The sequence below is a fragment of the Commensalibacter sp. W6292M3 genome (assembly GCF_016101315.1).
In the GTDB taxonomy this organism is placed as follows: domain Bacteria; phylum Pseudomonadota; class Alphaproteobacteria; order Acetobacterales; family Acetobacteraceae; genus Commensalibacter; species Commensalibacter melissae.
Map to the genome: position 1 here is coordinate 1 of NZ_JACFQT010000003.1, position 20,008 is coordinate 20,008.

The following is a 20,008-nucleotide window of genomic DNA, read 5'->3' on the forward strand; positions in this document are numbered from 1 at the left end:
TGTCAGCCAGGGCGTCTTTGACGATATGGATGGCATAACCCGCCACATCATCGGGCCTGTTCCTGCGGACACTGTGGTGACCCGATCCGACCCAGGTCACGGGTTTGAGAACCCTCGCGGAGTCTTCATATGCGTAAACCATGTCTCCGGCACGGATCTCTTCTATGGCCTTCAATCCGTCTCTTGTCTCTATCATCGTGCCACAAAGGTAACAGGGTTCTTCCTGAGCATTATCCCTGTAATCCAAAATATATTTGCTATTACTTGATATCGTCGGATTAATTAGTTTTCCGTTACCCGCGACATGGATTTGGGTTGTACCACTGGCTACGGTAAATTGTGTATTGTTTGGAGGGTTATAGCTTTTGTCATTATAAACAACATTATTATTGCCATCAATATATCGACATTCATTATTTGCGATATTTACGAGACCTTTTACGGTTCCAGAACTCTCAAAGAATTTGTCGTCCTGTGAAGTGCCCTCCATTCGATGATCGCCCAGATTGTCCCATTCGGAATACCAGAATTCCGGTGAATAATAAGTATTGTTTATTGACTTTCCACCTTGTTCAATGCCTACATAACCATCATAAAATTTTGAATTTTTTATGGTGCCGCCATTTTGGACAAGGAGTCTCGGGATATTGTTTCCCAAAATTTGCGCGCCGTCAAGAACTGCACCTTTGGTGACAATAACCTTGTATACATTGTAAAAATTAATTTTTTTATTACCACGGTAGATTTCATGTCCGGCACTATCCCGATAGACATTTACTGTTTGGGGTACACCTGATGAGTCCAAAACAGGTTTTCCATTTTGGTCCAGAACGTTTTCTGTGTATACATAGACACAATTGTTACTGCTACCGTTATTTGGGCCAATAATGTTCAGGCTGTCATTTTGAATAACGGTACTGGCGAGATATTTATCAAGTTCTGGACCAGTAGGCACCCCCTTTGTTTCAAATTGTGCTGTATTTACCACATTTATAGTCATGGTATTACTTGAGTTGTTCAATGGAACATTCGGTATATGGGGATTTCTGACAATACTCCTGTCATTTACGTTTACATCAGCAGATCCATTATCACTGGATAGAAAGGTGTTGTCATGTTTGGTGTCAAGATAGCTTCTATTTGTATAACTGATTCCCTTTAAATCATAATATCCTGTTTTAGAGGAAAAATTGACGAAAGAATCCCCATCGGATACGGTAGTTCCACTTATGTTGACGGGGCAGGAAATAAAAGTGTTGTTATTGGAATGACTATTGCCAGTAAAAATTACGTTTTGATTGAAAATATTGGAATCTTGCAGTGTTCCACCATTATTGTATAATGTTCTGGAATTGTCACTGGCAAGGAAATTCAATCCAGAGACAACAGCCCCATTTTCAATGTAAAAATCGGAATTTATGATATTAACAGGACCTGAATAGGCTTTATTGGGATCATTGGTTAGGTGATCCTTGTCGTGTAAACTGAAATAGGGGCCATTTGTGCCGGTTCCCCGTTGATAGACCGTTTTACCATTGTCAAGTTTAACGGCATGCCATGGAATGGTTCCATCCAGGATCGGGTTATTGTTACGGACGGTATAATTTGCAAAATCGACATTGTTATCGAATTTCAATGGATTTTTACTGGTATCAGCAGATAGGTCAGGATCCACACCCGGATAATTATACTTTGGCGAACTGTTTGGATCATTATTTTCCCCCCCGCCAAAATAATCAAGATAATAACTATTGTAGCTTGATATACTTGGATCAATGAATTGCCCTCCATAACCGATATGCAGTTGCATAAGTCCATTGACAACCGAAAAGCGTTGGCTTTGGGATGGATTTTTAGTGGGATCGTTTACGGTAAAACCATTTTGATCGAAATAAACGTTGGCATTATTACTAATGTCTAAAAGATTCTGGTAAGAGTGTGCAGATTCATAGAATTTATCATTTTTGGAGATCCCTTCCATGCGGCTGGTGACATTATTTCTGCTGTACCAGAATTCGGGTGAGTAATAGGTATTATTGAGTGATTGACCCCCATTCTGAATCCCGATGTAGCTATCGAAAATATTGGAATTTTGAAGAATGCCTCCGTTTTCAACCAGGATACTGGGAATTGTTCCGCCAAAAATTTGTGCATGATCCAGTACCGCGCCTTTTCTGACAATTATTCTTGAGACATTATAGATATTGACAGGACCGTTTCCCCGATAGAGTACATTATTATTTGAATCCCGGTAAGTTGTTGCTTTCTGTGTCACTCCATTGGCGTCTGTAAATGTCTCGTTGGTGACATATACAACGTTATAATCACTGAAGCTTCCATCACCGATAATGGATTTATAGTCATTTTTGATTGTTATGTTGTTCAAATATTCATCAATGTTGTTTCTGGAATAAAAATCCTGTTTTCCGAATCTTGCTTCTTGATCAACATTGATCACCGTACTTTTCGTGTCGGCTGGAACCTGCGTATCGGCGGTGACAGTGGGATTGGTGACTATGGTAGAGTCTTTTATATTGATTGTTGTTGTTCCACCCTGACTAAAGAAAAAATTTCCTGATGAGGGGGTCTGCTGGGAGGCTATACCCGTTAAAGTCCAGCTACCCACTGATAGGATATAGGCATTGGTAAATGAATCGTTGTCTGACTGAGTGTTGCCGGCCATTGTGGTGGGGCAGCTATAGTAATTGTTATTACTGGAAAAACCATTGTTGATGTAGACATTTTGATTGAAAATATTGGAATTTTGCAATTTACCATTTTGATCAACGGTAAGCGTATATTGATTCCCGTCAGTGGAAAAGTAATTGAGTCCTGATACTACGGCTCCATTCTCGATATGCAAATTGCTGTTGATAATGTTTACAGGGCCAGAATAGGCATAGTTTGGATCAGTGGTTGTGTGATCAGCCGTATACAGGCTAAAGTATGAATTTGTACCGCCCTGATTATATCCGCCCTTACTATATATAGTTTTTCCATTATAGTTAACGGCGTACCAATCACCGGTATTCAGGATGGGATTGTTATTGTGTATGGAATATCCTATCGAATCAAAAGTGCTTATTTGGTCTTCGGTGACGTTACTTTTATTCGCCAAATTAACAGGATAATAAATATAGTTTACAAAATGATTTGTTTTAAATCCATTTTCATCTGTTAAATCTTTGCGTTTGTCGTCTTTTACATGTTTAACCATAAGTAATCTCTTATTTTTACTTTATTTTTTCGTTCCTGAAATATTATTATTAGTATAATACAACATAATATACAAACATGTTATTTATTAATAAGTAATTTTTACATATAAAAAATGATATTTATAGTAATAACCATTAAATTTATTTAATATTATTTAATGAATTATTGATTTTTTAATTTTTTAAATTTTGGTAAAGTAGTAAATATTTTTGGTTACTTTAAAAGTTTTGCAAGGTTTGCTTTTTATTGGAATTAATTTTTTTTTATTAAAAAACTCTAAAAAAATTTAAATAAATACAAGTTAAATAAACGATGTATAAGTAACCAGTTTCATAATTTTTTGTATAAAATTTAATTATAAGGTGAATATTATGTATTTTAAATGAAAAAATCTTTGAAAAACACTTGCAATTTTTTTAATTTTTTTTAAAAACAAGATTGTCTTTTGGTGGTGTTATCTGCTAAGAGGAAATAAGCAAGCGAGAGTGACGGAACGGTAGACGTAGTCGACTCAAAATCGACCGCCGCAAGGCGTGGGGGTTCAAATCCCCCCTTTCGCACCAATTCACGTTATCTATTAACGTGCAATGAATGGTTATTAACGCTTATGTCAAGATTGTCCATATCTCCCAAACCCCAAAAAAAACCTGAAAATCCATGTTTCTCATCTGGTCCTTGCGCAAAACGTCCCGGATGGAATATCAATGTTTTGCAAAATGCCCTGATAGGACGGTCACATCGTTCCAAGGAAGGGCGGGCCAGGTTACATGATGTCATTCACCGCTCTGCTGAAATACTTGATGTTCCTGAAGGATGGAAATTGGGTATTGTGCCCGCTTCAGATACCGGGGCTGTTGAAATGGTTTTGTGGGCTTTGCTAGGGTCTCGTCCTGTTGATGTGCTTTCTTATGACAGTTTTTCTGCGGAATGGGTTACCGATGTTGTTGAACAGTTAAAACTGTCCAATACCAATATTATTTATGCAGAGTATGGTGAATTGCCAAATCTGGATGAAATTCAGTGGGATAATGATGTTGTAATGGTGTGGAATGGAACGACTTCGGGTGTTAAAATTCCCAATGGAGATTTCATTCCTGACCATCATGATGGATTGGTTATTTGTGATGCGACCTCGGCTGTTTTTTCGATGGATCTACCATGGTCGAAACTTGATGTGGTAACGTGGTCCTGGCAAAAGGTTTTGGGTGGGGAAGCCGCGCATGGAATGCTTGCTCTATCACCACGTGCAGTGAAACGTCTTGAGGAAACGGAACAGTTAAGACCCTTGCCTAAAATCTTCCGTGTATTGAAACAGGGAAAATTGAACGAAAAAATTTTTGAGGGAGATACGATCAATACCCCGTCAATGCTTTGCGTTGAAGACGCGCTGGATGGTTTGAGATGGGCTCAATCTGTCGGGGGATTGGCAAGATTGAAACGTCTTAGTGAAAATAATCTGAGGATTGTCAGCCAATGGGTTGCTAAAACGGCATGGATTGAATTTCTTGCAAAAGATGAGAAGTATCGCTCACATACCTCTATTTGTTTAAAAATTGTGGATCCTTGGTTTGTCGCGTTGGATAATAAAAGTCAGAAAACGGTTTTATCGAAACTGACTGGGCTTTTGGCTGAGGAACAGGTCGCTTATGATATTGCCAGTTATCGTGATGCTCCTCTGGGATTGAGGTTATGGGGTGGGGCAACGGTGACTGCTGCATCTATGGAGGCCCTGTTACCTTGGCTTGATTGGGCGTTTGCGATGGTAAAGGCGGATGGCTGAATCATACGGGAAGATGGTTAAAGGTAAAAAGCAACTATACATATGATTGATGATCTGGAAATAAGTAACGCATTGCTCCCCGTTGGTTTTTGCGATGTCTTGCCCTCTGATGCTGAGACAGAAGCGCATGGCTTGCAAAAAATGATGAATATTTTTGCTAATTACGGTTATGATCGGGTCAATCCACCTTTATTGGAATTCGAGCAGAGTCTTCTTGCGCATGCGGGCAAAGGAATTGCAGAGCAAACTTTTCGGATAATGGATCCAGAAACACGTTATATGATGGGCTTGCGCGCAGACATTACACCTCAGATTGCCAGAATTGCTGCGACACGATTGATCAATTCACCACGTCCTTTGCGGTTGTCGTATGCCGGTCTCTGTATCTGGGTTAAAGGGGCAAGACATTCAGCAGCCCGTCAAATTTTACAGACTGGCATTGAATTAATTGGCATCGATAATGCACAGGCTGATGCCGAGGTGATTCTTGTGACTGCACAGGCATTGCAGGCGCTTGGGATTCAGGCCTTCAGTTTTGATTTAATGATGCCGCAGCTGGTACAGGCAATTATTTGCCCGGAAAATTTTACCTCTGCACAATTGGTTGCGTTAATGCGTGCATTGGATCGTAAAGATGTTGCCGCCGTAAAATATTATGGTGGGGATTATTCGGATATTTTGACAGCTATGTTGCAGGCGGCAGGACCTGCGGATCAGGCTATTGGCGCATTGCGAAAATTAGATTTCCCAGCAGAGGCCCAACGGTTGTTTGAACGGTTGCTGGCTTCTGTAAAAGCGGTACGAAATCAAGATCCGGATATTGAATTAACTATTGATCCTGTTGAATTTAGAGGCTGGGATTATCATACAGGATTATGTATTTCCGTTTATGCTGATGGTATTAGTGGTGAAGTTGGTCGGGGTGGAAGATATCTTTCCAATAATCAGGAACCTGCTTGTGGTTTAACCCTTCGTCCAGATATTTTGTTGCAAAGAGCGGAAAGACCTTTGAGCAAATCAAGAGTTTTTGTTCCCTATGGTTGTCATAGAATTGAGGAGTTGAGCAAACTGCATGAAGAGGGATATGTGACATTAATGAGTTGTGCGGTTGAAGGCGATCCTGAAGAAGAGGCTCATCATTTAAATTGTCAATATATATACAAAAAAGGAAAGTTGTTTCCTTTGTAATTGGTGTAAGCGCTTTAATCATTTAATATTTGTGTAATTTTATAAATAAGGTTGTTTAGATAAGGAAGTCTATATGTCCAGTGTTACCATTGTCGGTTCCCAATGGGGAGATGAGGGAAAAGGAAAGATTGTTGATTGGCTGGCCAGTCAGGCAGATGTTGTAGTAAGATTTCAGGGCGGACATAACGCTGGACATACCCTGGTTATTGATGGAAAAAGTTATAAATTATCATTATTGCCTTCCGGTGTAGTCAGGCAAAAAATTAGTATTATTGGCAATGGGGTTGTTGTTGATCCACAGGCCCTGTTAAATGAGATTGCCAAGTTTAAAGATCAGAATATCGAAATTACTCCAGATATTTTAAAAGTAGCCGAGAATTGCCCTTTGATTTTGCCTTCTCATGTGGCCTTGGATCAGGCTCGTGAAAAAGCACGTGGAGAACATAAAATTGGAACAACCGGTCGAGGTATCGGACCCGCTTATGAAGATAAAGTGGCGCGTCGTGCCATTCGCTTGTGTGATTTGACAGAACCGGAAACGCTAGATTGGCGTTTGGATGAGTTGTTGGCTCATCATAATGCCTTATTGGTATCATTGGGTGAAAAAACATTTTCAAAAGATGAAATTCTATCCTATCTCAATACTATTGCCGTAAAGGTTTTACCTTTTATGGCACCCGTTTCAGAATTAATGGCAAGTTATATTAAGGATAATAAATTTGTGCTATTTGAAGGGGCACAGGCCATAATGTTGGATGTAGATCATGGAACCTATCCTTTTGTAACCAGTTCAAATACTGTGCCTGCTCAAACGGGGATTGGTAGCGGTACAGGCCCACGGACAGGCGGATACATACTTGGAATTGCCAAGGCCTATACGACAAGAGTTGGTGCAGGGCCATTTCCAACCGAGCTATTTGATGAAACTGGAAAATATTTAGGTGAAAAAGGTTATGAGTTCGGTACGGTAACAGGACGGCCAAGACGCTGTGGATGGTTCGATGCTGTACTGGTACGTCGTGCAGTTCAAGTTGGTGGATTGGATGGTTTGGCCTTGATGAAACTAGATGTTCTGGACGGCTTAAAAGAAGTCAAAATTTGTGTCGGGTATCAATTGGACGGTCAGAATATAGAGCGTTTTCCATATACTTTGGAAGCGCAAAAAAGATTGAAACCTATTTATGAAACGATGTCAGGATGGAATGAAAAGACCTCTGGTATTCGGTCAAAGGAAGAATTGCCGGCAGCAGCAAGAAATTATATTGAACGTATTGAAGCATTGACAGGGGTTAAGGTTGCTGTCATTTCAACCAGTCCTGAACGTGAAGATACAATATTATCCGAGAATTTTTTGCCAAACTAATTTTAAGATAATTTATTGTCTTTTTGTGACTCCTGACAAGGGGTCTTTTATAATTCTCATTTTACGTTTCTTAATTCGTTCTATAAATATTTATTTGTGAATAAAAGATTTTTGTTAAGAAAATTTTAATGAATTTTATTCAAAAAAAGATTTGAAAATTAATATTTATATGAAAGAGAAACAAAAACCACCTTTTAATATATGTTCAAGAAATGATTTAAGGATATATTATAGATAATTTTATTTTATTGCTTAAATATAATGATCGAAAAGATAGATTGTAACTAAGAATCATTTGAAACAAATTTATCTGGTCGTAAAATTGATAACAGTATGTTTTAAATTTTTTTGTCTTTTGAAATTTGTTGTAGATTTAATATATTCCAAAAGAAAAATTTTTAAAAAAACTGTTTTATTAACAGCTTAATAGATAATTATCAAATATTATTTTGACCAATTCAATGTGATGCACATGGTTATCCAAATATTCAATAAAAAAAATAATGGGTTAACATCTGATTCCAATAAAGAAAAACGCGTAGGATCAAATATACGCAGGGAAATTCTGAGAGCTTTAAAGACAGCTTTTCCTTTAATGTTAAGTGTCATTCCTTTTGGTTTGTTATTGGGGGCGCAGGCAAAGATACATGGATTGTCAACGCTTGAGCTCTGGTTAATGTGCAGTTTAAATTTTGCTGGCGGATCTGAATTTGTCGCGATTAATTTATGGCAAAAAACACCGCCATTATTATTGATTGTTGCGATGACCTTACTGGTGAATTGCCGTCATATTTTAATGGGCGCCACCATGATACAGTTTTGCAAGCATTTTTCATTAAAAAGGATTTTACCATCTTTTTTCTTTTTATGTGATGAATGTTGGGCATTGTCATTGCAGGACTGTTATCACAGGTTAAAAAAAGTCATTAGTCCATCTTTTAGCTATATATTTTATATGACTGTAGGAGTTTCTTTGTATCTTGTCTGGGTTACAAGTGCCGTGATAGGAATTTTATTGGGGCCTTTATTTGGTAATCTTTTGCATTATGGATTTGATATGGCGTTTGCAGCCATATTCATTGTTTTACTTCGTGGTATGTGGCTGGGATGGCGAAAAGGCATTATCTGGGCAAGTAGCCTTATAACTGCCTGTATAGTGTATATGTTTGTGCCTGGGGAATGGTATATTATTGCGGGTACTTTGACCGGAATAATATTTGTCTTTCTGGTTCCCAATCACATGCTGCAGGCATCAAAAAATGCTTAGTACCTATATTAATGAACACGCTTTTCTGACGGTTATATTCATGGGGATGGTAACATATCTGACACGAATTGGTGGATACCTTGTTTTTAGTAAATATGATCATCCCCGATTAAAGAACATATTGGAAATTGTTCCTGGATGCGTAATGATTTCCTTGATCGCACCTTATTTTGTTACAGGACGGATGGCAGATATGATTGCATTAATCTTTACGGTAACGGCGGCTATTCGATGCTCTTTTTTGGTTACACTGATTATCGCGATAGGATCAGCTGGATTATTACGATATCTTCTAGGTTAAATACGCCATAATCCAGCTTGTTGTGTTTTATATTTTTAGGCAATAGCTACCTGGTTTATTGAGTTTTTAAATCCAATATCTGAACCATGTGCTTTTTGAATAATTTCTTGCAATTTTTCAAAAGCACGGGTTTCAATCTGACGGATACGTTCTCTGGAAATTTTATAGACTTTTGAAAGTTCTTCCAAAGTTGCAGGTTTATCTTTTAACCTACGCTCTGTTAATATTTCACGTTCTCTGGGTTTTAAGCCTTCCATCGCTTTTTGTAGAATATTATGACGTTGGGATAGTTCTTCACGTTCGGCATAGCTCTCTTCCTGGTTAATGGCGTCATCAACCAACATATTCTGCCATTCGTTATAATCACTGTCGTTTCCCATAGGGGTATTTAGGCTGTGATCTTGAGCGCTTAACCGTTGATTCATACTTTGAATCTCGGATGTAGTTACCCCAAGTTTCTCCGAGATTGTTTCCAATTGTTCCGGGGTTAGATCAGTGTCACTAAAGGCCTTAATCTGGCTTTTAACGCGACGTAAATTGAAAAAAAGCTTTTTTTGAGCAGCGGTTGTCCCTATTTTAACCAAAGACCAGTTGTGAAGAATATATTCCTGAATGGCCGCTTTAATCCACCAAATTGCATAGGTTGTAAACCGGAACCCACGGTCTGGATTAAAACGTTGGATGGCTTGAAGCATACCTATATTTCCCTCACTTATCAATTCATTCAGGGGCAAGGCATAGCGTTTGTATGTTGTGGCTATTTTAACGACTAATCTTAAATGTGCATTGATCAATTTATGTGCAGCCTGTATATTTCCCTCCTCTTTCCACTGTTTCGCATAGGTGAATTCCTCTTCAGCTGTTAAGAGGGGAAATTTGCGGATATTCTGGATATATTGTGTAATGTTGTTTTCTGGCGTGATATCTAACATTGAAGGAACCATTGATTTGTACCTTTATGATGTTATGGTCTGCGTAAAACAGAACACATGTCTTGTTGATCTTTATTGTATTTTTAATTAATGCAGTTGACCCACATTTATATTTTATGAAGTTTGTTTTGTTTACGAACATTGTTATATCAGACTAATTTAGTCCTGTCAAAAAAAATAACATAAAAATAAAGTATATTTTCATCGATAAATTCGATTATAGGTAATAAAAATTGAACTGGTTAATATTTATAGAGTTTAAAACATGTATTTTACAAAATTTTAATCTTTATAATTAATAATTTATTAATAAATTTTTAACAAGTTATTTTTTTCTTTGCAAGAGTGTTTATTTCGAATCGAAAAATAAGGATTTATTATATCTTTATTTTTCCGTAGTTATTTTCTTTATTAAACGTTCCATATCCTGGGGCAATGATGTTTCAAACTCATGATATTTATTGCTTATGGGATGATTAAATCCTAAAAGTGTCGCATGCAGGGCCTGTCTGGGAAAATCAAGAAGTTCATTTCTTTGATCTATGGGTAAGATTTTTGCAATGGCGGGAATCCGCTTAAGATATACAGGATCACCTATTAAGGGGTGACCTTGTTTCGATAAATGCACACGAATCTGGTGAGTGCGTCCTGTATCAAGTTTACACTGAATAAAGCTTACAGCTGGATTTATTATTTTTTGAATTTTATAATTTGTTTTGGCATATTTCCCACCTTTTTTGACAATTGTCATTTTTTTACGATCATAGGGGTCACGACCAATATTTCCCTCAACAGACCCTAGACTGGGGTTTGGTATTCCCCAACAGATGGCATGATATAACCGGTTTATGGTTCGATCTGCAAAATCAGCGGATAGTTTGCTTAAGGCTTGTTCAGATTTTGCGACAACCATTACTCCAGAAGTGTCTTTGTCCAGTCGATGAATGATTCCGGGACGTTTTTCTCCTCCTATTCCTGACAAGCTGTCTCCACAATGCGCCAAAAGAGCATTGACCAAGGTACCATTTTCATTTCCCGGGGCTGGATGCACAACTAATCCAGCCGGTTTATTGATTACGATAATATGATTGTCTTCAAATAGAATTTCTAGGGGAATGTCCTGAGGTATTAATGAATACTCTTTTACTTCAGGGATTTGCAATTCAATTTTATCATTTGTTTTAATGGGAGTTGATGGATTTTTAATAGGGACATGATTGCGTTTACAATGTCCTTGTTCAATGAGTGCTTTAATTCTTGATCGTGAATAATTTTGATAGGTTTTGCTTAAAAAACGATCAAGTCTTAAATTATTGTATTTTTCTTGAACTGAAGTTACAAGCAAAGTTGAGTCGATCGTGTTTGAACCATTCATACAGAAAGTACCTTAATGTCAATGAATATATCCCTTGAAAACAAAGATTCTTTATCACGAAAAAATAAAGGATTGTTAGCTTTAGTTGTATTTTTGGGAATTCTGATAATAATAGCCACAACGATACTGGTTTTCGCAATTATCAGTCGTATAGCTCATAAAAAAAACGATTCTGTCATGATTTATGAAAATTCACTAAAAATTACACGTCCAATCAGTGTATTGCAAGAACCTAAAGGGACACGGATAGAAAATGTCACACGTCAGTCTGACAGGATGGTATTGATAACATTGAGAGGTGGAGGGCCTGATCGTTTGATTTTCTGGGACATTGATCAACAAAAAAAGGTGGCGGAAGTTAAAATTATCGATTCGGAGATTGATGATAAATAGTTTGTTAATTGAAAAAGAATTTTTATGAAACACCTTGCATATATTCGGATTTATAATATGAATAGTTATTTCAGTTATCAAATAAAAAAACAAGAAATAATATATGTATGGATTTTTATACTTTGTTTTACTTTATAAAAAATATAATATTTTGATATTTTAATGACAATTGAGAAAAATAGTATATAATTGAATTATAACAATCATTTAAAGGAGAATTGTTATGAGTAAACATGAAGTATCAAAAAAAGAAGCTCACAAAGCTGCCGAAACTCTAAGGGATCCTAAAGCTAGTAAATGTGATAAATCCGAAGCAGGTTCTGAATTATCAAAGAAAAAAAATCAAGGTAAAAAATAGATAACTAGATAATTAATCCAATTTATTTTGATTTTTATATGCTAAACTCTAATAACGATTGTAGGTCTTTGAAAATGGACTATTTAACAGTCGTTATTTTTTTGTGATTAATTTGGATTTTTTGGTGAGTTTTAGTTGCTTTTTAGGGCAGGATGACGTAGATAAAAGAAAAATATAGAAGGTTTCTGGTCCCGTTCGTCTAGAGGCCTAGGACACTGCCCTCTCACGGCAGCAACACGGGTTCAAATCCCGTACGGGACACCAAAAGAGAATATCAATCTAGCAATATGTTAAAATAATTATTGTTGTAAGATTATATAGATATTAAAAAAAAGTAATAGAAGATTTGCTTCAAAAATAATTGAAAATATTTTCAATACGAAATTATCTGTTTTGTTTAAATAAAATCTTTTTTCGCATTATAATATAAAAACAGTTTTTTCATATTGTGAAATGGAAAAATATTAGATTACTGAAAATAATTTTTGTAATAGATCCATATAATATTTTGGTAAAATTATGCAAAAAAAAATTATAAAGCCTAAAAGACCTTTTATAATCAAAATGGGGAAAAAACTTCGTCCTTATTTTAATAAAGTGCTTTCCCGTTATTCAGAAATTCCGGATCAACCTGTATATGATATTTCGGTTCTACCGTGGATATCTGTAATCGAAGCTAATGCAGATATAATTCGTAAAGAATGGGAACAGCTTGTTCAGAAGTATCAAAATGAATCTGTTAACGCCCCCTCACTGCGAGATATATCTCCTGACCATGCTAGAATTGCCGCGGATAAACGTTGGAAATCCTTTTTTTTGCAGGGTTACGGGTTACGGGTGATGGAAAACTGTAAGTTAATGCCTAAAACAGCAGCTTTGATAGATAAGATCCCGAATTTAAATTCAGCGTTTTTTTCTATTCTTGAACCGGGTGCCGTTATCCCCCCGCATTATGGTGTGACCAAAGGTTTGCTTACGTGTCATCTTGGGGTCGCTGTGCCGATAGATCAAAAAAATTGCTGGATTGATGTTGATACGCAACGTTTATACTGGATCCAGGATAAATGCATTCTTTTCGATGATACCTATAGACATAGTGTTGAAAATGATACAAATCAAACTCGGGTTGTTTTATTATTTCAGGTTCTAAGGCCGGAAAGAGGATTTGGTAAGGTTGTTCAAGATCTGTTTATGATGGCGATCCGTCGTTCTGCCTTTGTTAAAGAAGCCTATGATAATTTTATGAAAATCAATAAACAACAAATATTACATTAGTTATTGATTGAGGTATTTGATTTTTTATTAATGTTCAAATGCTTTAATCAATGAAATGGGGTTGCAGAAAGGATTATTGAATAATAAGTGAATTGTTATAATTTTTAATTAGGTTATAAATTATTACTGTAAATATTCTGGAGAAAGTGTAGATTTGTGAGAATCGGTTTTTTAGACTGTTTTGCTGGTATGAGTAGCAGCCGATTTATAGGGGCTTTGGCAAGTGCCGGTGTTCCTGAACAAATTTTACAAGATGCAGTTGACGCCCTTGATATAGGCGCACGTCTAGAATTAATGCATGTCAAGCGAAGCAATATTGCAACGATCAAAGCCTATATTAGTTTTGATACTTCAGAAAATGGCTTGAATTTTTCTCATGATTTCTTGCGTTCTTTTCAAGATGAAAAAGTCAATAATAAACAGTTGCTGGGAACAATTCAGGCCTTGATTTCCAATGCGTCCCTACCTGTAAAAGCGAAAAAGCTTATTTTGGAAACTTTTCAGAATTTGGCTGAAGCACAAGCCAAAATCTCAGGTCTGCCAATCGAAGAAATCAGTTTTCATGAGATTAAAGCGCTGAACACGATTGTTGGAGTAACAGTTTGTTGCGTTGCATGTGTCTGGCTGAAGATAGATCAATGGTATGTTTCTCCCTTGAATGTAGGATCGGGAATCAAAAAAGATTCCAAGGGATTTTTACCTATTCCAACCCCTGTAACGCTTGAGCTTTTGGGAAATGAGGTTCTTATTTATGCCTCGGGGCCACAAAAGGAATTGTTAACCCCAACCTGTGCCGCATTGTTGAAAGCGTTAAAGACCAGTTATCAGCCTTGCCCTCCAATCTTGATTTCTCGTATAGGGTATGGAGGGGGAAGAATGGAATATGATAATCTTCCAAATTTTTTAAGACTATGTGTGGGAACCACAACAAAAGGAAAAAATACACAATCAGTTATTGGGGAAATTGTTATTGTAGAGGCAGAATTTGCCAAATCATCGCAAGATGCATTAATTGAATTACAAACCCATCTTTATGCGAATGGGGCAAAATTTGTCTATACTGTGCCAATTTATTCAGTCTTTAATCAAATGACCGATAAGGTTGTTATTTTCTGTCTCCCGGAACATGCCGATGAGATGCGTCGTTTCTTATTTCAAAGATTAAAAACGGCATATGTGCATTGGCGTATTGAGAAATATGAAAATTTGATTCATTATGATGAAAACGTTAATACCCCATGGGGAAAAATAAAAGTTATTGTAGGACAACTGTTAAACAATCAAATTGTTTCGGTTGTTCCTGATAAAACAATATGCCGCTCTATTGCCAAAGCACATGATTTATCAACAGTTGAAATTGAGGAAACGGTTAAACGGTTGTTTTTTTCCGGGAAAAGTTGATTGAAATTATGAATAAAGATTTAAAAAACGTATAAAAATCTGTATAAGAAAACCTATTATTATTGTAATATTTCCGTTTTATTGATGTACAAAAGGCAAAATGCGAATAGGAATAAATTCACAAGCTGCCTTAATAATCATTGGAGAGGCTACATGACGAAGAATTTAATTGCTTCATTCTCTTTTTCCCGTTCTTTGGTAATGGTCAGTGCTTTAAGTCTGGGGCTTGTAGCTTGTTCCAGTCATAAAAAAGAACGGGATCTGATTTTGCCCGAAAACCATCTTGTTGGTGTGGATCGTTCAGCCACAGGTGGGGATGATAGTCTGGCAGGTGGTGTTAACGCTTATTTATGGCGTGCGGCATTGGATACGTTGGCTTTTATGCCCATGCTTTCAGCTGATGCTGTGGGGGGAAGCATTATAACGGATTGGTATCAGCCTGTTCCATCCAATCCTGAAAGATTTCAAGTTGTTTGCACTGTACTTGACCGACGGTTGAGATCGGATTCGATCAGTGTTGTTGTTCATCGTCAGATAAAGGAAAACGGACAGTGGGTCGATGCGCCTGTAACCTCTCATACAGCTTCAGATCTTACCAGTAAAATTCAGGTGCGCGCACGTCAGTTGCGTGCTGATAAACTTAAGTAAATTTAATATATTTGATAGACTAACATGAATAATTCCACTCCATCATCGTATGATTTTCAACGTGTAGAATTTTATTGGCAACAGCAATGGGCAAAACGTCATTTGTTTGATGTATCCAATGTCCCTAATTCTGAATTGCCAAAATATTATGTCTTGGAAATGTTTCCATATCCATCCGGACAGTTGCATATGGGGCATGTAAGAAATTATACATTGGGGGATGTTGTCGCTCGATACAAGCGGGCAAGAGGCTATAGCGTATTACATCCTATGGGATGGGATGCTTTTGGTCTTCCAGCTGAAAATGCTGCCAAAAGTCATGGTGTTTCTCCTGTTAAATGGACTATGGAAAATATTGCCGCCATGCGGGAAGAACTCAAAAGATTGGGTTTCTCCCTAAACTGGGACAGAGAATTTGCTACGTGTCAGCCCGAATATTATGGTCAGCAACAAAAATTGTTTTTAAGCTTGCTGGAAGAAGGCCTAGTTGAGCGTCGCGAAAGTTGGGTGAATTGGGATCCTGTTGATCAAACTGTGTTGGCTAACGAACAGGTAATTGATGGCAAGGGATGGCGTTCTGGAGCTCCAATTGTAAAAAAACAGCTTTTCCAGTGGTTTTTGAAAATTACGGATTTTGCACAGCCTTTATTAGATGGATTGAATACACTAAATGACTGGCCTGATCGTGTGAAAGCGATGCAAGAGCGGTGGCTAGGAAGATCCGAAGGGGCAAAAGTGCGTTTTGAGGTTCTGAATTTGCCAGCAGATTTTGAATCTAGTTTGAACGTTTTGGAAATATTTACAACCCGTCCGGATACCCTGTTTGGTATGGCATTCGTTGCTATTTCACCTGATCACCCGATGGCGGCTAAATTGGCAAAGACAAATCGCGGAGTGGCTGATTTCATAGCCGAATGTCATCAGTTGGGCACTTCAGAAGAGGCGATTGAGAAAGCTGAAAAAAGAGGGGTCGATACTGGCCTGAAAATTCGGCACCCTTTTATGCCTGATCAGGAATTTCCAATCTGGATTGCCAATTTCGTATTGATGGACTATGGAACGGGTGCAATATTTGCCTGTCCCTGTGGTGATCAGCGGGATTTGGATTTTGCACGCAAATATAAAATTGATTTCAAGACAGTTGTTGTTCCGAAAGGAGAAACCTCTGAAACTTTTAAGGTTACCGAGACTGCATATACAGATCAGGGAATTGCTGTAAATTCTGAATTCTTGGATGGATTGCCAACAGTCAAAGCCAAGGATGTGGCAATAGCGGAATTAGAAAAGTTGGGCATTGGTGAAAAAGTGGTAAACTGGCGTTTAAGGGATTGGGGCATTTCCCGTCAGCGTTATTGGGGCTGTCCAATACCTGTTATTCATTGTCCAAAATGCGGAATAGTCCCTGTTCCAGAAGATCAGTTGCCGGTTCAGTTACCAGAGGATGTTGATTTCTCTTTATCCGGAAATCCATTGGATAATCATCCAAGCTGGAAACATGTTGAATGTCCCCATTGTCATGGAGCTGCCCAGAGAGAAACCGATACATGCGATACATTTGTAGATAGTTCCTGGTATTTTGCACGATTTACAGCACCTCATGCCGAAACCCCGACAGAAAAGGAGGCTGTTCATCGTTGGATGCCGGTAGATCAGTATATTGGCGGAATTGAGCATGCGATATTACATTTGCTATATGCGCGTTTCTTTACACGAGCCATGAAACAAATGGGATATGTGAGTGTTGATGAGCCTTTTAAAGCTTTATTTACTCAGGGTATGGTGATGCATGAAAGTTATCAAGATGCACAAGGCGAGTGGATTTTTCCTGACCAAGTAAAAAAAACAGGGAATAAAGCTGTTTTACGTGATACCGGCGAAACTGTTAAGATTGGCCGTGTTGAAAAAATGTCAAAGTCCAAGAAAAACACGATTCCACCATCTGCAATTATTGAACGTTTTGGTGCTGATACGGCACGTTGGTTCATATTGTCAGATAATCCTCCCGAAAGGGACATGGAATGGACAGAGGAAGGGGTAATGGCCACTTCCCGTTACCTGCAACGTTTATACCGTTTGGTTTTAACGGTATCACAACAGGTTCCAGTGCTGGTTGTTTTACCTGATACATTTTCGGAAAATGCGGATCAATTGCGACGCTTGACCCACCGCACCATTGTTGCGGTAACAGAATCATTGGATAATTTTGCTATGAATGTTGCGATTGCAAGATTGCGCGAATTAACCAATGCTCTGGCTGATGCAGAAAAAAAATCGGGTGAACCGGGAATGGATTTTGCCCGTCGTGAAGCTGCCATGATGTTAAGTCGACTTTCCAGTCCGTTAATTCCGCATATGGCGGAAGAAATGATGTCTCATCTTTTTGAAGATCACAAATTGTTGGCTGAAAGTGAATGGCCTAAAGCGGATGAAGCTTTGTTAACCGCGACAAAAGTGGTTATTGCTGTGCAAATAAAGGGCAAGTTACGGGGAACGATTGAGGTTGCTCCGGATATGGAAAAAGAAAAGATAATCCAATTGGCACAGCGGGAGAAAACAGTTTCTAAATTTTTGGAAGGAAAAACGGTTTTAAAGACAATTTATGTGCCTAATAAAATCGTTAATTTTGTGGTAAACTGATGAAATCATTAACTATATTCCTTAAAAAATCCAGTGTTCCCTTGGGGTTTGCAATTTTATTGGCAGGATGTGGTTTTCATCCTGTCTATAAAAAAACGGCTACATTGGATACCAATAAGGAATTGAAAAAAGTTTATATTCCTGTTTTGAATGATCGTTTTGGTCAGCAAATTCGGCAGTTTTTACAACAGAATATGGCAGGGGATGGGCCTGAAGATCCAAAAACATATGAGTTGGATGTAACCCCGTCTTTAAGTGAAGAAGCGATTGATATTCATTATGACAATTCTTCGGGTCGGGCAAGAATGACCGGGAATGCGCATTGGATATTGAAAACCATATCTGTTAATCCAGTCATTTTGGCACAGGGTGATGCGCAGACAATGGATGGTTATAATATTACTTTTGAACAATATTTTGCTCAGACGTTGAATGACGAAACCGCGCAAACTCGTGTTGCTCAGAATTTGGCGAATGAAGTTACACAACAAGTTGCTGTCTGGTTCAGGCATAATGATTCTTTTCAAGAAACAAGTAAAGTTCCAAATACACCCAAGGCGCAGTATATGTTACCAAGCATGATGCCTGGAACAAGCGGAGCACAGACTCAATCAGCGGGAAGTGATGGAATGCCAGCAATGGCTACCGGTCGAAATACCATGATTCCTGTTGGAATGGATAACATGACAGAAGATGAAATGCCTTCAGATAAGTAATGGATAAAAGATGAAATAAGGGTATCAATATTTCATGAAAATCGATGCACGAAAAATTACAAGTATTTTTCAAGATATCAATCAATTTCGTGTATATCTGATTTATGGAGAAAATACAGGATTGGTACGAGAGCGTGCCAGCCGCTTGGTAAAAAAAATTGCCAATAGTTTGAACGATCCTTTTCTTGTCGCTGTTTTGGATAAGGAAAATCATGACCGTTTGGTTGAAGAGGCGACAGCCTTATCTTTGATGGGTGGGCAACGTGCTATATGGGTAAGAGATGCATCGGATAATTTAGCTAAAAAACTTGAAATTTTTTGCGCTTCTTATTTGAACAAAGAAAATTTATCCCATTTGGATTCAGTGATTGTTATTGAAGCGGGCAGTCTTTCCACTCGTTCTCCCTTGCGGATCTTGGCTGAAAAACATCCATTAATGGCGGCAATTGCGTGTTATGCAGAGACTGGGCGCTCACTGGAAGAAACTGTTCATTCACTATTGGGGAAAAAGAAAATTTCCCCGGATGCATTCCGATATTTATTGGCAATGTTAGGTGGAGATCGAATTCTTATTCGTAATGAGATAGAAAAACTATTACTTTTTGTTGGAGATGAGGCAGAAATTACAATTGAAGCTGTTGAACAGGTCTTGGGGGATAGTAATGAATATTCTGTAGAGGATATTTTATATGCGGTTATGACGGGGCAAACAATTGTTGCAGATCGTACGTTAAATCGGGGACTTAAGGAAGGGATTACCTTGATTGCGCTTATTCGTGGACTTTTATATTTAAATGATCGTATGATGCAGGTTAGAATCATGATGGAAGAAGATGGATTGTCCCTGAAATCTGCAATGGGAAAATTAAATCCACCAATTTTTTTCAAGCGTGCCAATGATTTTCAAAGGGCAATGACCTATTGGAATAAAGAACGATTATTGGATCTTGCCAGACAAGTTCAGTATCTGGAACTTTTAAGCAAGCAAACTGCTGTGCCGGGTGAAACATTATGTCGACAGTTTATGTTGATGATTGCCCAGATGGTTAAGGATAAAAAAATGGTAATGAATTTAAAGGAACTCTTTTCAAATTTATAAAGACAGGGTAAAAGAGGCATAGTGTCTGCGTAGCTCAGCAGGATAGAGCACAGGAT

The 20,008-nt window shown here is 37.8% G+C and carries 16 protein-coding genes and 2 tRNA genes; 15 read left to right on the forward strand and 3 right to left on the reverse strand.

Features of this window, described 5'->3' with window-relative positions; translation table 11 throughout:
• On the reverse strand, window positions 1–3,217 hold a 3,217-nt coding region (locus H3T57_RS07160), incomplete at its 3' end, for a Hint domain-containing protein (RefSeq protein ID WP_198193699.1).
• A 481-nt stretch (window positions 3,218–3,698) separates the two neighbouring features.
• On the opposite strand from H3T57_RS07160, the gene H3T57_RS07165 reads away from it, so the two are divergent.
• The 6 genes from H3T57_RS07165 to H3T57_RS07190 all read left to right on the forward strand — a co-directional run bounded on the left by H3T57_RS07165 (window position 3,699) and on the right by H3T57_RS07190 (window position 9,118).
• Window positions 3,699–3,782: transfer RNA gene (locus H3T57_RS07165), tRNA-Leu, on the forward strand.
• Window positions 3,783–3,826: 44 nt separating this feature from the next.
• On the forward strand, window positions 3,827–4,999 hold the full coding sequence (locus H3T57_RS07170; RefSeq protein ID WP_198193701.1) for a phosphoserine transaminase: 1,173 nt from the start codon (window positions 3,827–3,829) through the stop codon (window positions 4,997–4,999).
• Window positions 5,000–5,041: 42 nt separating this feature from the next.
• Window positions 5,042–6,187 carry an ATP phosphoribosyltransferase regulatory subunit gene (locus H3T57_RS07175; protein ID WP_155566349.1) on the forward strand — a complete coding sequence of 382 codons (1,146 nt, stop codon included), beginning with the start codon at window positions 5,042–5,044 and terminating at the stop codon, window positions 6,185–6,187.
• Window positions 6,188–6,260: 73 nt separating this feature from the next.
• Window positions 6,261–7,550: an adenylosuccinate synthase gene (locus tag H3T57_RS07180; RefSeq protein ID WP_155567668.1), complete on the forward strand. Its 1,290-nt coding sequence runs from the start codon at window positions 6,261–6,263 to the stop codon at window positions 7,548–7,550.
• A gap of 472 nt (window positions 7,551–8,022) precedes the next feature.
• Entirely contained in the window at window positions 8,023–8,817 is a 795-nt protein-coding gene (locus tag H3T57_RS07185) for an AzlC family ABC transporter permease (RefSeq protein WP_198193703.1), read from the forward strand.
• A complete protein-coding gene (locus tag H3T57_RS07190) occupies window positions 8,810–9,118 on the forward strand; it encodes an AzlD family protein (RefSeq protein WP_198193706.1) in 309 nt (102 codons plus the stop codon). Before H3T57_RS07185 ends, H3T57_RS07190 begins: the two co-directional genes overlap by 8 nt.
• A gap of 35 nt (window positions 9,119–9,153) precedes the next feature.
• Here the strand turns inward: H3T57_RS07190 and rpoH are convergent, their stop codons facing one another.
• Together rpoH and H3T57_RS07200 are read right to left on the reverse strand one after the other, a co-directional pair.
• Window positions 9,154–10,062 carry an RNA polymerase sigma factor RpoH gene (gene rpoH / locus H3T57_RS07195; protein WP_122122994.1) on the reverse strand — a complete coding sequence of 303 codons (909 nt, stop codon included), beginning with the start codon at window positions 10,060–10,062 and terminating at the stop codon, window positions 9,154–9,156.
• Between the two features lie 373 nt (window positions 10,063–10,435).
• Complete coding sequence (locus H3T57_RS07200) at window positions 10,436–11,425, reverse strand: RluA family pseudouridine synthase (RefSeq protein ID WP_155567670.1); 990 nt, start codon at window positions 11,423–11,425, stop codon at window positions 10,436–10,438.
• 21 nt (window positions 11,426–11,446) lie between these two features.
• On the opposite strand from H3T57_RS07200, the gene H3T57_RS07205 reads away from it, so the two are divergent.
• The 9 genes from H3T57_RS07205 to holA all read left to right on the forward strand — a co-directional run bounded on the left by H3T57_RS07205 (window position 11,447) and on the right by holA (window position 19,952).
• A complete protein-coding gene (locus H3T57_RS07205; protein WP_155566354.1) occupies window positions 11,447–11,818 on the forward strand; it encodes a hypothetical protein in 372 nt (123 codons plus the stop codon).
• Between the two features lie 223 nt (window positions 11,819–12,041).
• Entirely contained in the window at window positions 12,042–12,176 is a 135-nt protein-coding gene (locus tag H3T57_RS09160) for a hypothetical protein (RefSeq protein ID WP_255412382.1), read from the forward strand.
• Between the two features lie 188 nt (window positions 12,177–12,364).
• Window positions 12,365–12,440, forward strand: a tRNA-Glu gene (locus tag H3T57_RS07210).
• A 255-nt stretch (window positions 12,441–12,695) separates the two neighbouring features.
• Window positions 12,696–13,451 carry an aspartyl/asparaginyl beta-hydroxylase domain-containing protein gene (locus tag H3T57_RS07215; RefSeq protein WP_198193708.1) on the forward strand — a complete coding sequence of 252 codons (756 nt, stop codon included), beginning with the start codon at window positions 12,696–12,698 and terminating at the stop codon, window positions 13,449–13,451.
• 156 nt (window positions 13,452–13,607) lie between these two features.
• A complete protein-coding gene (locus H3T57_RS07220; RefSeq protein WP_198193710.1) occupies window positions 13,608–14,852 on the forward strand; it encodes a LarC family nickel insertion protein in 1,245 nt (414 codons plus the stop codon).
• A gap of 153 nt (window positions 14,853–15,005) precedes the next feature.
• Complete coding sequence (locus H3T57_RS07225; protein ID WP_110439391.1) at window positions 15,006–15,500, forward strand: DUF3576 domain-containing protein; 495 nt, start codon at window positions 15,006–15,008, stop codon at window positions 15,498–15,500.
• A gap of 24 nt (window positions 15,501–15,524) precedes the next feature.
• Window positions 15,525–18,137 carry a leucine--tRNA ligase gene (leuS, locus tag H3T57_RS07230; RefSeq protein ID WP_198193718.1) on the forward strand — a complete coding sequence of 871 codons (2,613 nt, stop codon included), beginning with the start codon at window positions 15,525–15,527 and terminating at the stop codon, window positions 18,135–18,137.
• Entirely contained in the window at window positions 18,137–18,853 is a 717-nt protein-coding gene (locus H3T57_RS07235; RefSeq protein ID WP_155566358.1) for a hypothetical protein, read from the forward strand. Before leuS ends, H3T57_RS07235 begins: the two co-directional genes overlap by 1 nt.
• A 34-nt stretch (window positions 18,854–18,887) precedes the next feature.
• Window positions 18,888–19,952, forward strand: a complete 1,065-nt coding sequence (gene holA, locus H3T57_RS07240) for a DNA polymerase III subunit delta (RefSeq protein ID WP_198193721.1) — start codon at window positions 18,888–18,890, stop codon at window positions 19,950–19,952.
• Window positions 19,953–20,008: the final 56 nt, after the last annotated feature.

Bases quoted from the DNA above. Each gene is read 5' to 3' on its own strand.
- H3T57_RS07205 (WP_155566354.1), top strand. From the start codon at position 11,447: ATGAATATATCCCTTGAAAACAAAGATTCTTTATCACGAAAAAATAAA.
- H3T57_RS07175 (WP_155566349.1), top strand. From the start codon at position 5,042: ATGATTGATGATCTGGAAATAAGTAACGCATTGCTCCCCGTTGGTTTT.
- H3T57_RS07185 (WP_198193703.1), top strand. From the start codon at position 8,023: ATGGTTATCCAAATATTCAATAAAAAAAATAATGGGTTAACATCTGAT.
- H3T57_RS07215 (WP_198193708.1), top strand. From the start codon at position 12,696: ATGCAAAAAAAAATTATAAAGCCTAAAAGACCTTTTATAATCAAAATG.
- holA (WP_198193721.1), top strand. From the start codon at position 18,888: ATGAAAATCGATGCACGAAAAATTACAAGTATTTTTCAAGATATCAAT.
- H3T57_RS07180 (WP_155567668.1), top strand. From the start codon at position 6,261: ATGTCCAGTGTTACCATTGTCGGTTCCCAATGGGGAGATGAGGGAAAA.
- rpoH (WP_122122994.1), bottom strand. From the start codon at position 10,062: ATGGTTCCTTCAATGTTAGATATCACGCCAGAAAACAACATTACACAA.
- leuS (WP_198193718.1), top strand. From the start codon at position 15,525: ATGAATAATTCCACTCCATCATCGTATGATTTTCAACGTGTAGAATTT.
- H3T57_RS07235 (WP_155566358.1), top strand. From the start codon at position 18,137: ATGAAATCATTAACTATATTCCTTAAAAAATCCAGTGTTCCCTTGGGG.
- H3T57_RS07200 (WP_155567670.1), bottom strand. From the start codon at position 11,425: ATGAATGGTTCAAACACGATCGACTCAACTTTGCTTGTAACTTCAGTT.
- H3T57_RS09160 (WP_255412382.1), top strand. From the start codon at position 12,042: ATGAGTAAACATGAAGTATCAAAAAAAGAAGCTCACAAAGCTGCCGAA.
- H3T57_RS07170 (WP_198193701.1), top strand. From the start codon at position 3,827: ATGTCAAGATTGTCCATATCTCCCAAACCCCAAAAAAAACCTGAAAAT.
- H3T57_RS07225 (WP_110439391.1), top strand. From the start codon at position 15,006: ATGACGAAGAATTTAATTGCTTCATTCTCTTTTTCCCGTTCTTTGGTA.
- H3T57_RS07190 (WP_198193706.1), top strand. From the start codon at position 8,810: ATGCTTAGTACCTATATTAATGAACACGCTTTTCTGACGGTTATATTC.